Genomic DNA, 14,122 nt, shown 5'->3' on the forward strand with positions numbered 1-14,122 from the left:
AAAGGTGGTAACTTAGGAAACTAACTAAACTAACAAAACTAACAAAACATTTGTTGAACTAAGCCTTTTTTCAGCTTACGAAGATTTGCTAGTCTTGTCGTGATAGTCTCTATTTGTTTGTCAATAGTTTTGATAAGGTGGGAGATTTTTTTCTGCTCTTCTATATTTGGTGAGTAACCTAATTTTATCTCACCAAGGGTTGAAGCTTTCATTGCAGGGTACAGCCCACCTTGAGTATTAACTATCATTCTTTTGTGAACGTCCCAGCTTTGTAAAGCACTAAATACAAAGTATGGATCATGTTCTTGGTTCACTCTTATCTGTCCATATCCATTAGAGAATACATATGGTATGTCACTCTCTTTTTCAAAGAAGTAGTTATTCTTTTGATAAGGTCTTACAAGTTGGAAGAAGATATCACCTTTTTTAGGTACAAGCTTAGCACGTGATGGAGCTGTAGCTTTCTCTTCAATTCGCTCTTTTAAAAGAATGGTTCCTTTAACAGCTTCAAGATCAACATAGATAAATCTATCAGGGATATTTTCTTTACGAGCAGGTTTAACAATAGTAGCAAGATCGCTTAAAGTAGCGACTTTCCATTCTTCGGTAAAACCTGGGAAACGACATCTAGGTCGTTTAGCGTCTAGACTAGTTAGGTAAACTCTTTCTATTACAGCTCGCTTAAGTAAGTAATACTTCTCTAAGAAAAGATCCGTTTGGTAAATAAGATCATCAACATCTTGCATTAGTTTGCTGATCTTCTTTTGTTCTTCACCTTCCTCTGGGTAAGAGAATAGAACCTCAGCCATATGTCTATTCATTAACTTAGGAAACACCCCAGAAGTAACATATAACGGAGTTACTTTATTAATTGCCTCTGCAATACAATTATTACATAATCCAGAGTTAGATATTAAAGCTCCACAAATGTTAGTAGCGTAGAATTTGCCTTTTCTAAATTTTGTTTCTCCAGCATATCCATCTGTTGTCCAAGTAATAATACTATCAAATAGAAATTGGTTGTAGTAACCTATAACTCCGTAGTTTTTAGTCTGTGAAGAATAAACTGGATATCTGTACTCATTATTGGGAGCACTTTTCATTAGATTTGTGGGAAGAACTTTTCCCCTTGTAATAGTATCAAAAACATTTTTTACTCGATCAGTAACCCAAGGCTTAGTAAACTCAGGGAACCTTAATGGAGGTCTTAATTCAGTTCTTTGACGAAGTTCCTCTTTTTCTTTTAGAGTTAAACCAGTGTAATCAGGGAGTGTCATATATTTCTAAGTGCTCCATCTAGCTATTCTTAAATTATTGTTCAATTTGTAGATTTTAATACACACTATTATATAGTGAGTTTATTCTTTATTCTCAAGTACTTATAACCTTAACTTAAAAGGACTAACCGCTTGAAGAATAGAAGAACGAAGAAACTAACAGTTACTCATGAGTACTTACTTCTGCTCTGCTTGTATCAACTTTGCTTGTATCTGCTTTGCTATTCTTAGCTTTGGCTTTCTTACGAGCTTGGATCTCTGCTCTTAACATACGACGGATATTAGTAAGAGTTTGTAAGCGTCGTTTGTTGTAAAAGAACAGGTAAATACCAGAGATTACAATAGCAACATAACCAATAATCGAGTAAATATCTGGAATAGTTGCAAAGAATAAGAAACCAAAGATACAGTTCCAAAGTAACGATGAGTAACTGTACACACTAATCTCAACAGATGGCGCGTATCTAAAAGCAAAAGTAAAGCAGTATTGCCCTAGTACCGAAAGTATAGCAGCAAAGATTAGTAGGAGATAGTACTTACCATTACCAGTAAAACCTTGGAATGAGTAAATACTTGGAATGATCATTAAGGCAACTATGGTTAGCGCTAAACAAGACTCAATTGTAAGAGGATGTTCCCCGCTTTTGGTATTGGTTAACTTACGAATTGCAATGTACGTCAATGCTAGACAGATAGTCCCGGCTAACCCCACCCCATACGAAAAAATGTTTGGGTTATTAAAACTTGGTTTAATAATAAGAACAGCACCGACTAAAGAAACAATTACCACAGTAAATTGCGTAATAGAGGTTCTTTCTTTTAAAAACCAAGCACCGATGATTATTAGAAATACTGAACTTAGCTTCGCGAGCATATCCGCATCGGCAAGGCTCAAAGTGTTACAGGTATAGATATAAGCAAACATAGCTAAAGCACCTGTAACCCCACGCATTAAAAGAGCCCAGAAATTTGTACGATCGCCAAAGTAGTTTGGCACCTTACGGTTGGTTTCAATGAGTTTAACACGTTTGTGCTCTTCAATATGGTTAAGCTCGTCGGTTTTAATAATGGTAGCTGCGGTTGTTAAAGCTACTGACGGACCACCGGTGGTAGTAGACATGGCAATGTTTGCCTTAGCAGCTTGTTCTTGAGTCAGTTTCTTTTGGTTTTTCTTAAGGTTACGACGGATAAAGTAGATTACCGTAGCTGAGATAGTTAGTGAAGAGATCCCACGAAAGAGAGTTTTCTCATAAACGGAGATATGCTCACCAATTATCTTGAACAGAAGTCCTAAGATTGCCGAAATGAATACTGAAAGTAGTGTCAGTAATATCCCTTTAGTTAAGTTCGACATATTTGTATTTGCAGTGAGAAAAAGCCCTAAGATTTTCTTAGAGCTTTTTTGTGAAAGTTACTTTGGACTTATCTGCTGGCTATCCCGAGCTTGAGTAACCTAAGTTGTTGCTAGTTGCTAGTTGCTAGTTGCTAGTTGCTAGTTGCTAGTTGCTAGTTGCTAGTTGCTAGAGGAGGCGTTACGCCTCTTTTTTCTCAACTACGGTATTAGCCTTATCAGCTTTGTTAGCTTTGTCACCTGCAGCTACAGAGGCTGTTTGGTCTTGACCTTGCTTTTGATCTTGATCTTTTGCTTCAGTATTTGCAGTATTTTCAGATAAGTCGTATTGACGATCAATAAGTTTAGTTAAGCCAAGAAGTTTTTCGCTATCATTGTTTTTACGATAAACAACTTGCGCTAGAAGAATGTTTTCCGGAGTAGGAGTTTGGCTAGTAAGAAGTTTTTCTACCCAAACCTGTGCTTTATCAAACTTACTTTGACGATAGTAAAGTTCAGCCAGAATCGCCATGATTGTAAACTGTTGCTCTTGTTCAAATTTTGGTAGTACTTTTTCAAGGGCACGGCAAAGTTTGAAATCAAGAGTATCGTGTGGGATTTGACTAATTAAACTAAAGTAGTCTGATTGGGCAATGTCTTTTAATGAACAACGACGTAAAGTTTCACTTGCAACATCAATAGCGTCATAGTAAGCATTTAGTTGCAGTAAACTTTTTAACATCTGGTTACGGAAAACTAAGTTAGAACGGTGACTGCGGTTTTGGGCATCAAACCAAGTAACAAGTTCATTGGCTTTATTTTCGTTTTGTTTAAGTTGACGTTGCATTAAACCTTGGTAAGCCCATGCTAAATCTTCTTGACCTTTTTCTGCGCTAATATATTCTTTTTTCACCAGATTAGGTACAAGATCTTCAAGCATTGCGTACTGGTTAGTATTTAAATAAACTTTACGCGCAATTAACTCAACTTCTTCGCTTGGGTTTTCTAAGCGAATCTTGTCAAGAAAGCTACTAGCTTTTTGCCATTGTTCTGTTGCTACGTAGTATTTAAGTTTACTAACATCAAGGAGTTTTTTGTCACTGTTAGTCTCTTGATTTACTTCGATCATACGTAAGAGTAACTCTTTAGCTAAACGCGGGTTACGGTTACGAATCGCTAAATCAAAAGTTTGACTTAAATTGTAAAAAGGAAGATTAGCTTTAGTCGCAGACTTAGCTAAAGTCTTTTGTGCTTGACGATAGTCACCTACTAGAGCTTGACGTAAACCTTTTTCTACTAAGCGGTCAGCCTTAGCTTGACGACGCTCACGACGGTTAGCAAACCAACCGAACGTAATTTTGTAAAGGTAACGCACTAAGCTCGCGATAATCTCAAATGCTCCAAACGCTAGTAAGAAAAATACTAGGAAAGTGAGAAGTGAGAGCGAGTAGCTATAGTCAGCAAAGTATATTACCACCTGTCCGTTATGACTTAGCAAGTAAGGTGCTAAAGCCAAGAGAACAACAAACAGAAGGCACCAAATAAAAACTCTAAACATATGATAATTTGTCTGAAAGAGCCCAGCTAAGCCTTTAAGGGCTAGAGGGCTTAAGATCTCTAAGTTATAAAGGCTAGCTAGAGCAAGAGGTTGATCACTAGATTAGTAATTTAATCTTGGCGTTAGGTATGAAAAGCAAAGCTTTGCATACCTATTGTAATAATTGCATTTGCTTTGCATTTGCATGCAGCAAGGAGTTTAAATTCTTAAACTCTAACTTGAACTTGAAGTATTTGCAGGTTACTAGTTGTAAGCTATCTTCAAAGCTATTTGTAAGCTATTAGTTAGCTATCTTTGAAGTTACTAGTATTCCCAAGTAACTACTTACTAGTTAGCTGGCTTATCTGACGCTGGTTGAGCTGGTTGAGCTGGCTCATCAGTTTTTTGACCTTGTTGCGCTGCAGAACTTGCTGGTTTATTTTCAGCGGCTGGTTTAGCTTTTTGACCTTGCGCTGCAGGTTTGCTTGGTTGGTTGTCAGAAGCGTTGCTTGCTGCAAATAAGTTTAATGAACCGAGTTGATAGTTTGCATTGTAACTAAAGTTAACTTCGCTTAGCGCTTTAACTTGGTTGACAAAATCTTGTACTACTTTGTTGTCTTGTGGGTACACAGTAGTAACAACTTTAACTAGGGTATCTAAACTATTTCTGTATTCTGCGGTGTTATTAGCGCCAATGGCGATAATTGCATTTTGCAGATTAAGTTTAAGATTTTCTTGGATATAGAGATTTAAATTAGTTGCTGGTAAATCACCAACTTTTTGTACTTGGACAAATTTACTAAAGAACTCTTTAGTTGCTTTACCAAATGAAGAGTCTTGTGCATCTTGAGCTTTCTCAAGTTGCATTTGATTTAACTGTGGTAAAGAGCTTACATTGTTAACTAAAGAAATTAACTGATTTACTAGGCTGTTGGTTGATTGTGTACCGTGGCTTAGGTTGTTAATATCAGTTTCAATAGCTGCTTTAACTTTGTCATTTGGTGCAAGTGAAGCAGTAATTTGTAAATTAGTAATAATGTTAGTTAGACTAGCATTTTGTTTAATTTGAGCTTGTACTTGCGTTAGGATCTGTTGAGTTAGGACGCTATTAACATGAGCGTATAAGCTTTGTAATAGAGCGCTTTGTTCTCTCTTGATTCCGTTGTTAATTGCAGCCGGTAACTGCTCGTTAATTTGTTTAGTTAGATCAGCACTTACACCTTGTAGTTGCGTAACTAAGCGGTTAAATACTTGTGAAGCTACACTTTCACCAATGTCACGCGTTAGGTTAGTACGATCTTGTTCAGTAAAGCTTGGGTTTTGCGCAACATACTCAGCAATTAAAGAGCCAATGTAAGTTTTGAATGCTTCACTAGTAGTTGCTTGGTTAATTAAACCTTGTACTTGCTCTGCTGAAATACCAGGTACTGGTGGAGGTAAGTTTGGAGTAGTTGTACTTGTGTTATTGTTACTTGTGTTTGCAGCAGGAGCGTTTGCGGTGTTATTAACTTGCTGTTGCTCTAAAGAAGTAACACGTGTACCTAAGCTATTTAATTGCGCCTGGATATTGTTGTTAAACGTAGAAATAGTTTCGTTTAAGTTAGCTACAGTTACGTAGTTATCTAAAATACGATTGATATTACTGCTACTTAAATTAGAGCTATTAAAGTTTGCTGAGCTACTACCGCTTGAACTTGTATTGCTCCCAAATGAACGATCAAAAGTTGAACTCGTTGAGTTAAAACGTGAGTCAAACTGTTGTTGTAAGATATTGTATTTGATTTTTAAGATCTCAATCTCTTGTTGGGTTGAGTTCTTAAAAGTATTGAAATCATTTACTGAGACAAACTTAGAGCTTGTTGCTTCTAGATCAGCTGTACTAAAAATAGATGGTTCGTACATTTTGTAGACAGCAAAACCAGAAAGCCCAAGAGCGAGAACTGCCATTAAACCAAGAAAACGGTATTTTGGTGGTTCAATGATAATTGGGGGTTCTTGACGCTGTGAGCGTTGTTGTTCTCTTTTTGAATTTTTTGGAGAAGTTGGTTCCTGTTGCTCTGAAGATGTTTGTTGTTCCTCTGTAGTTGTTTCAGCTACAGGTTTTTTTTCAGGTTCAGTAGGAAAGTTAGCGTTGTTATTTGAAAACATAAAAATTAGTAAATCTTGATATTAGAAAATCTGCAATGAATGATCTTGATCTCGTTTCCTTGGTTACCTTTGGTTATCTTTGGTTACCTTTAGTTACCATTTAATCTTTAGTTAGCATTGGCTACCATTGGTGGCTAACATTGGTTAACCTAGGTTACACTTTTAATTTAGAACTGGTTACTCTTGTAATTTCATACAGGTTACTCGTGTAACCTAGAGCTACATCTGTCTTAGTTTTAAACTATTTCAGTTGTTGTTACAAAACTACTTTAGTAGCAATTTCAAACTCTTTTAGTTTGAATTTCAATTCAAAATTGCTTTTAAAAGCTAATCTTCTAAGGCGAATCACCTAAGAAGAGTTTTTTTAAATTTCTTAAATTTGCGGTAAAGGATTGAGAGGATTGTGCTTAGTTGCCTATGTGCTAGTAGCAAAGCAACTTATTCAAGGAGATTTTAAAGAGATAGTTATAAAAAGAAGTATATTTTCCTACTATAATTTTATCAAAAAAAGGTACCGAACAAAAAAATAACTACATCAATTTACGAAATTTTTCTAAATTTACAGATATTTGTTAGTTTGAGATGTGAGAAATTCGCAAGAATAGCAAATTTTGAGGAGAATTGGAGAAGAAATTAGTAGGTAAAGTAGAGGGGCTAACCCCATAATGATTTAAGAAGCTTAATTTTGTTTGGGTTTTCCTTGAGGTATCTTTGAAGCTTTCTCTGAAGTTATCCTGTCCTGAAGTTATCCTGTCCTGAAGTTATCCTGTCCTGAAGTTATCCTGTCCTGAAGTTATCCTGAAGTTTTGAGGTCTCTCTTAAGTCTTTCTTGAAGTTTTCTGGAAGTTTTGAGGTTTCCTAGAAATTTCCTTAGAGGTTTTTCCACAAGTAGGGAAGATTAGCAAAGTCCTCTACTCATTGAGTAGAGGACTTTGAGTTGTCTTTGTTTAGAACCTGCTGATCCTGATCAGATCCTGATCTAATCTAGATTAGATCTCTGGATCAGGGTAACGGTTAAAACTGTTAACCACTGATTGTGGATCAGCACGATTAGCGAATAAAGATACTCCTTCATCCATTGAAGCAATCAGTTGCATTTCTTCAGGAGTTAAACTAAAGCTGAACAGATCAAAGTTTACTTTGAGGCGTTCAGGGTTAACTGATTTAGGGATTACAGCAATATCTTGTTGGATTAACCAGCGAAGTACTACTTGCGATACCGTTACGTGGTGGTTAGCTGCAATCTTTTCTAACAGAGGATTAGTAAAGAGATCATTTTTACCACGGGCAAATGAAGACCAAGATTCAGTTACAATGCCGTGCTGACGATGAAACTCAACACTTGCTTGTTGTTGATAGAATGGGTGCAGTTCGATTTGGTTTACTGCTGGTACTACTTGGTTACCTAGAATTAGGTTTTGTAAAATCGCAGGTTCGAAGTTACTTACACCAATTGCACGAATGTCACCATTTGCATGTAGTTTTTCTAGTGCTCTCCATGCTCCAAATGAATCATTTAACGGAGTATGGAGGAGGTAAAGATCTAAATAATCTAACCCTAGATCAGCCATAGATTGCGCAAAGGCTTTAGGAGCGCGAGCTTCGGTAGTGTCGTGTACCCAAAGTTTTGTAGTGATAAAGAGCTCTTCACGTGGAATACCACAGTTTTTAATTGCGCGACCAACAGCTTTTTCGTTACCGTAAAGAGTAGCGGTATCGATATGACGATAACCAGCTTCAATTGCCGTAATAATTGCACGTTCACATTCTTTGGCGTCATTCATTTTATAGACACCAAGACCTACTAAAGGCATTTCTACGCCATTGTTTAGTTTGATATTTGTCATAGCTTCCTTGGGGTAGAGAGGGCAAATTGAAGTAGGAAGAATTACTAAACTACTTAAACTACTATAGCTAGTAATTATCCCTACATTAAGGAGATATTTCTGCTTATATTTTACTAGAAAGAGGTTAAGCTCGCTTTAGTTTTAGAAGAGTTTGATTTTGCTTTTGGAGAGGGGTTTGCTTGGAGCTAAATGGCTTTAGTTGGGGCAAGATTGAGTAGAGTAAGATAAAGTCTGACTAGAGTTTTTCTAGGTCTGACTAGAGTTTTTCTTGCTTTTTACGCAAGAAAAAACGACCCTTAAAGGGTCGCGAAAATTTACGATTTTTAACCTAAATAGGAAATAATTTACAAAAGGATAACCTTTTCCCTAATTATACTACAATTCAAGCGCTAAAGTGAATTTATGACAAATCTATAGTAGTTGATGATTATTTGAGGAGCAGTTAAAAAATCTTTGAGGTGCAGTTAAAGAGTAGCTAATGACCTGCTGAAGACCTGCTGAAGACCTACTTAAGACCTACTTAAGAGAAGTTAAAGAGTATTTGCAAGCAACTTTAGAGTAGCGGAAAGTGATGTTATTTAGCTAAAAAGTTGCATAATCAAGCCTCTTAATTTACCATTTTACAGTGGTTAGTTTCGCATGTTTGCGAAGTTAAAGGCAAAGTTTTGCTTATGTTGGTTAACTAATTTTGCAATATTTAAGCTAAATCTGGCTCAACTCGTTTTATTTTAATTCACAAAAGTGGATTAATAACCTGACAAAAAAGCGGTTTTTGTAAGTTAAACTTATTAATTTTTAGCAAAAAGTGTGACTTAGATCACAAATTGCAGAGATTTCTGTAACTTGATAGCAAAAATCTAATAATATATAGTCAAAGATAAATAATTATTTTGTTCTTCCTCTTGAGAAAAACGTTGTCGGCAAGAAGTAACCCCCGTTTTTACTCATATTTATATAAATATGCAGAACTCGTTGGAACAACAGAAGTTATTATTGTGCATTTCGTTTTTAAACATTATTTTGATACTTTTCTTTGTTAGAGGTTGTATGAGACCAGTGCAATTACGTCGTCAAAATATTCTTAACTTAGTGAATAGTATCGGGATAGTCTCAATCAGTCATTTAGCTACATATTTTAATGTCTCTAAAGTAACAATTAGAGCAGATGTTGATATCTTAGATAAATCAAAGCAATTGATTAAGATGCACGGCTGTATCAAGTCATTAAATTTTAATGACGATGATACTTCTTTGTTATTTGATCAAAAGTTTTCTTTTAATCAAAAACGTAAATTTCAACATGAGATCAAAAATCGTTTATCACTTTACGCATTGAATTTAGTTGAAGATAATTCAGTTATTATGTTAGATTCAGGGACAACCATTTATGAGTTGGCGGTGCAAATTAGTAAAAAGTCACGGAAAAATCTAACTATAGTAACTTCTTCACTGCCAATATGTGATTTGTTAAGTTCGATTTCAGGGATTACTCTAGTGCTCCTTGGGGGTAAATTACATCAACGTGGAAGATGTTTTATTGGCGAAGAAGCCAAGGCAATGCTTGTCGATTTAGAATACGACAAACTCTTTCTCGCAGTTGATGGTTATCATGTAGATTATGGTCTAACTTCGCAATACGAAGAAGAAGCTGATTTAAAATATCAAATGATTCAACAAGCGAATAAAGTTATTGTCCTTTCAGACCATACCAAGTTTGGACGTCATTCCAAGTATAAAATTGTAGACTTTGATATCCCAGATATTGTTATTACCGACGAGCAGATTAATCCAGAATATTTAAAACACTTTGCCAAATATAAAACTAACCTAATTATCGTTCGATAAATTCTTAGAAGACATCATCTTCTGGTGCACTTAGCTCCAGAAGATTTTTTTGTTTGGTGTCTTTATTTAGTGACACAAGCGTAGATTTGTTTAGGGTGAACCGCAGAATGTTAGAGGTTTGCAACTTGAATTTGTATTTTGCTCAATGATTGCAATTCACTCTCGCCAAATGTTAGACAAATGTGTCATAATTGAGGTTAGCGCAAACTCTTTTTTATCTTTCTCTATTTCTCTATTTCTCTCTTTCTCTTTTATCATTGCATGTTATTAGAAATTTTAAACTTAATTGGAGTAATTGCCTGCGCTGTAACCGGAGCTTTGGCCGCTGGACGTGTCAAAATGGACTGGTTTGGGGTGCTAATTATTTCCAATGTAACCGCACTTGGGGGAGGATCAATTCGTGATATTCTCCTTAACAACTACCCATTACCTTGGGTACAAGAATCTTACTTATTAATTGTGGTAGCAGTGTGTTCTTTTGTAACCATTATGCTTGCCAACTTTATGTACTATTTAAAAACTATTTTCTTGGTACTAGACGCAATTGGTTTAGTTGCCTTTACCTTACTAGGAGCGCAAGCTGCGCTATCGCTGGGACATGGAGTTCTTTTAGCTTGTGTGGCAGGGGTATGTACCGGTTCATTTGGTGGGGTATTGCGTGATTTACTCTGTAATCGTATTCCACTAGCTTTTAAAGCAGAGCTATACGCAAGTATTGCCTTTGTGACAACTCTGTTTTACTATCTCATGCTCAAAATGGGAATTGCAACCAATTTTGCGGTAGTTACTGCAACTATTTTTGGGATAAGTTTTAGATTACTGGCGATTAAATTTAACTGGTCGTTACCTGTATTTGATTATGATGACGCTCGCTTTAAACACATTAGTTGGATTGATAAAAGTTTAAGCAAGTTACGTCGTCATCGTCGTTATCATCAAGCTTTTACGCAAGCACAAGTTGAAGATATGGCTTCAGCGGTTAGTGATGCTATTAATGAAGCCCGTCAGCAAAATGAAGAGGCGAATGTTGTTGCAATTGAAGTTAAAGTTAATAACGAAACTATAGTTAACATCAGTGAGACAGCAGAGGGTACTACAGAAAGTACTGCAGAAAGTGTTTCTGAGGAAGCAACTAACATTGCCTCCAAGGAAAATTCAGAAGTTAATTCTGCAAAGCAGGCTAACTCAGATAACCAAGATAAAGCAGATACTGCTAAATAGTATCATGACATCAAAGTAAAATTTATTTAGGGGTGAAGTTTATAGCTTCACCCCTAAACAATATCTTAGCTTGATCAGCTAATGCCTTAGCTTGACCTAAGAATAGCTTAAATAGATTTTCTTCTATAGGGATTCCCGAAATTGATCATTTTCTTCTAAATAAATTACTAAATAACATTAGGTTATCTCGATTTCTAGCAGGGCATACTACCCTTCTTTAAATCGATTGTTGACTTAATCTAAAGGTAAGAAATTTAATAATATTTAATCATTAGCTTCTTCTTTGTTCGGGAATCCCTACTTCTAGAGTTGACCTAATAATAGCTCAAAATAACTTACCCTGACTTACTCTAACTTACTCAATTTTCCCTGAAGATTTTCTTTAATCAGTGTTTCTCTCTTCAAAGCTAACCTCGATACCTCCGCAATCTTTTGAGGTAAAATCTCATACTCTTTCAATTCTCAGCAAGATTTTTGTAAAATCTTTTTCTTACCAATTGAACTTTAAAAAATGATCCTTATATTCCTTTTATAAGAAAATAACAATTTTCTCGGGGCAAGTGCTAAAATAACCATAAGAAAAATTCAGAATAAGAGTTTAGGATTATGGTAAAACTTGCTACTTTAGATTTAGCTCAACGCACAAGAATGCGTCAAACAGCGGCTGCTTTATCAGCTTTCCCAGCTAACAATTTATCATCTTTAGCCTACAAGGCTCTATTAACACGTGATCCAGAAGCTTACGCTGCAGCTCTAGAAGCTCTTCCTGTTAATGACAAAACAGAAAAAGAACTAGCGCAGTTAAAGGATCAAGAAAGAGAGCTTATTTGGCGTCAAGCAAGAGAAAAGGAAATCTTAGAAAACGAACGCATGACTTTAGTCGGAGCTGTTTTTACGGATTTTCCAATTGCTAAACTTCTAAACAATCTTTGTGACTATAACACTTCAATTCATGTGGTAAAAATTTACCACGAGGTAATTGTGGTGGTTATGAGCACGGATAAACCGGAGCAATTCTTGCAGTACTTACGTGACAATGGTGCTGATAGTGTGAATCTCTCTTTAGTTCCTTTAATTAGTGACAAAGGAGCTTTTGTCTCTGATATGGATTCAACTATGGTAACTTGTGAGTGTATTGACAAGATTGCAAGTCTTTGCGGGATCGAAGATGAAGTTGCTGCTATAACCGAGCAAGCTATGCAAGGTAAGTTAGATTTTGCTGCAAGTTTACAAAAACGCGTAGCCTTATTACAAGGAGTTGCCGTTGCTGATTTTAAAAACTTAATTGCAAACTTACCTGTAACTCCTGGAGCTGATTTACTGTTAAAATACCTAGGTGACAAAGGTTGGCAAAGCGCCTTAGTTAGTGGTGGCTTTGTACCTTTTGCTCAAGCGGTAGCTAAAGCCTTAGGCTTTAACACAATTCACGCTAATGTGTTAGGTGAAGAGAATGGTATTTTAACTGGTAAGGTTGAGGGAGAAATAGTTGACGCTCCTTACAAAGCTAAGGTAGTGGCAAGCTATCAGGAACAAGGTTTAACCACCATAGCAATCGGTGATGGAGCTAATGATATTGAAATGTTAAAGGCAAGTAACTTTGCCGTAGCTTATCACGCCAAACCAGTAGTAGATGAGCACGCTGATTTTATTATTAAACAGAATGATTTACGAGCTCTTCTGGCAATTTTAGAAATGAGAGCTTGGTTAAATTAGCTTATCAATTTTTATATGCAGATTCTGATTTCTAACAAATTTATTTTATCCATGTTCTTAGCTGTGACCTCAATGGTGCCAAGCTTTGCTAAGTTACTTCCTGGAGATGTAATCTATTTAGCGACTACAGATTTGCTACAAACAGCAAATCTGTCTAGCGCTTTAACCATTACATCTGCGGAGCAAGACCAAGTGAGTCTAGTAAACCATGCAAGTCTAGCAAACCAAGGAAGTCTAGTAAACCAAGCAGGTCAAGCACATAAGAACCATAGAGCTAGTCAAGGTATGAACTATGCTCAAGTAAACTTTGACCAAGCTAGAGAACCTTACCGTGAGGGTAATCCTCAAGATAGACCAGAGATTAAGCAAGAACCTTATTCAAATTCTTCACGAAATACTCGTCAAAGAGATAAGTTTGACAAACCAAATGCCTACTTTGCACGTAGCTCGGCTTTACAGCAAGGTGTGGGTTTTAATGACTTTTCGCTGTATGACAACTCAAGAGTGTTTACACTTGATGATGTGGTTTTAAGTTTTACAGAAGGAATTGTAACAAAAGATAATTCTTCTTTAACTTTTAGAAACAATTCTTTAGTTGATTATGCTATAATAGATAATCAGCAGGTACAGTTAGCTTTTACAAACTTTGTAAATCAATATCAGTTACCTAGCTGTTTAGTAGTTGAAGTATTCTCAGGTGATACTATCAGCTGTTATTTCCCACATTTAAATCAAACTCGTGTGGTGAAGTTTTACGCAGTTGATGGTTTAAAAGGGAAAAATGCTTATCGAGCTTATACCCTTTTATGTAAAACGATTGTTAATCAAAGAGTGGCTGTTCAAGCCCTATCTTCATACCAAGAACCAAGTGTCCTTGCTTTTATATACTGGCAAGGTGTTAACTTAAACTATCGTTTAGTACAACTAGGTGTAGTTAAAGTTGATCACTTGTATGAAGATAATAACGCAGTATTCCAAGCGTTTTTAGTTGCGCAACAACAAGCGCAATTAGAAAGTTTGGGATTATGGCGCAACTAGTTGCGCCTCCTATTGCGTAACATTTAGTTAGTTTCAGTTACGTAATAGTAGTCTCCAACAAATATAAAGTGGTTTCGAAACCTACCTACTCGCATGGGTAGGTTTTTTTTCGTTTATAGACCGCTTATTGAGGAGCACTTCTTTCTTTTAGGGATTCCCGAACAAA

The 14,122-nt window shown here is 36.1% G+C and carries 8 protein-coding genes and 1 pseudogene; 4 read left to right on the top strand and 5 right to left on the bottom strand.

Going from position 1 to position 14,122, the window contains the following annotated elements; translation table 11 throughout:
- Positions 1-38: 38 nt before the first annotated feature.
- From CKF54_RS06845 to CKF54_RS06865, 5 genes are all read right to left on the bottom strand, one after another.
- Complete coding sequence (locus CKF54_RS06845) at positions 39-1,277, bottom strand: restriction endonuclease subunit S (protein ID WP_119525615.1); 1,239 nt, start codon at positions 1,275-1,277, stop codon at positions 39-41.
- 163 nt (positions 1,278-1,440) lie between these two features.
- Positions 1,441-2,631, bottom strand: coding sequence for a DMT family transporter (locus CKF54_RS06850; RefSeq protein ID WP_119525616.1), 1,191 nt, complete (start codon positions 2,629-2,631; stop codon positions 1,441-1,443).
- Between the two features lie 178 nt (positions 2,632-2,809).
- Positions 2,810-4,165, bottom strand: a complete 1,356-nt coding sequence (locus CKF54_RS06855) for a heme biosynthesis HemY N-terminal domain-containing protein (RefSeq protein ID WP_119525617.1) — start codon at positions 4,163-4,165, stop codon at positions 2,810-2,812.
- A gap of 327 nt (positions 4,166-4,492) precedes the next feature.
- Entirely contained in the window at positions 4,493-6,292 is a 1,800-nt protein-coding gene (locus CKF54_RS06860) for a uroporphyrinogen-III C-methyltransferase (RefSeq protein WP_119525618.1), read from the bottom strand.
- A gap of 989 nt (positions 6,293-7,281) precedes the next feature.
- Positions 7,282-8,139 (bottom strand): aldo/keto reductase, encoded by an 858-nt coding sequence (locus CKF54_RS06865; RefSeq protein WP_119525619.1) that lies wholly within the window; start codon positions 8,137-8,139, stop codon positions 7,282-7,284.
- Between the two features lie 1,047 nt (positions 8,140-9,186).
- Here CKF54_RS06865 and CKF54_RS06870 point away from each other — a divergent pair.
- From CKF54_RS06870 to CKF54_RS06885, 4 genes and pseudogenes are all read left to right on the top strand, one after another.
- Positions 9,187-9,984: a DeoR/GlpR family DNA-binding transcription regulator gene (locus tag CKF54_RS06870; protein ID WP_222987559.1), complete on the top strand. Its 798-nt coding sequence runs from the start codon at positions 9,187-9,189 to the stop codon at positions 9,982-9,984.
- A gap of 261 nt (positions 9,985-10,245) precedes the next feature.
- Positions 10,246-10,851: pseudogene (locus CKF54_RS08290) on the top strand (trimeric intracellular cation channel family protein); the annotation flags it as partial.
- A 960-nt stretch (positions 10,852-11,811) separates the two neighbouring features.
- Positions 11,812-12,918 (top strand): phosphoserine phosphatase SerB, encoded by a 1,107-nt coding sequence (gene serB, locus CKF54_RS06880; RefSeq protein ID WP_119525622.1) that lies wholly within the window; start codon positions 11,812-11,814, stop codon positions 12,916-12,918.
- Between the two features lie 15 nt (positions 12,919-12,933).
- A complete protein-coding gene (locus tag CKF54_RS06885; protein WP_119525623.1) occupies positions 12,934-13,956 on the top strand; it encodes a thermonuclease family protein in 1,023 nt (340 codons plus the stop codon).
- Positions 13,957-14,122: the final 166 nt, after the last annotated feature.

Origin of the sequence: Psittacicella hinzii, assembly GCF_003585885.1 — a bacterium.
Classification (GTDB): Bacteria; Pseudomonadota; Gammaproteobacteria; order Enterobacterales; family Psittacicellaceae; genus Psittacicella.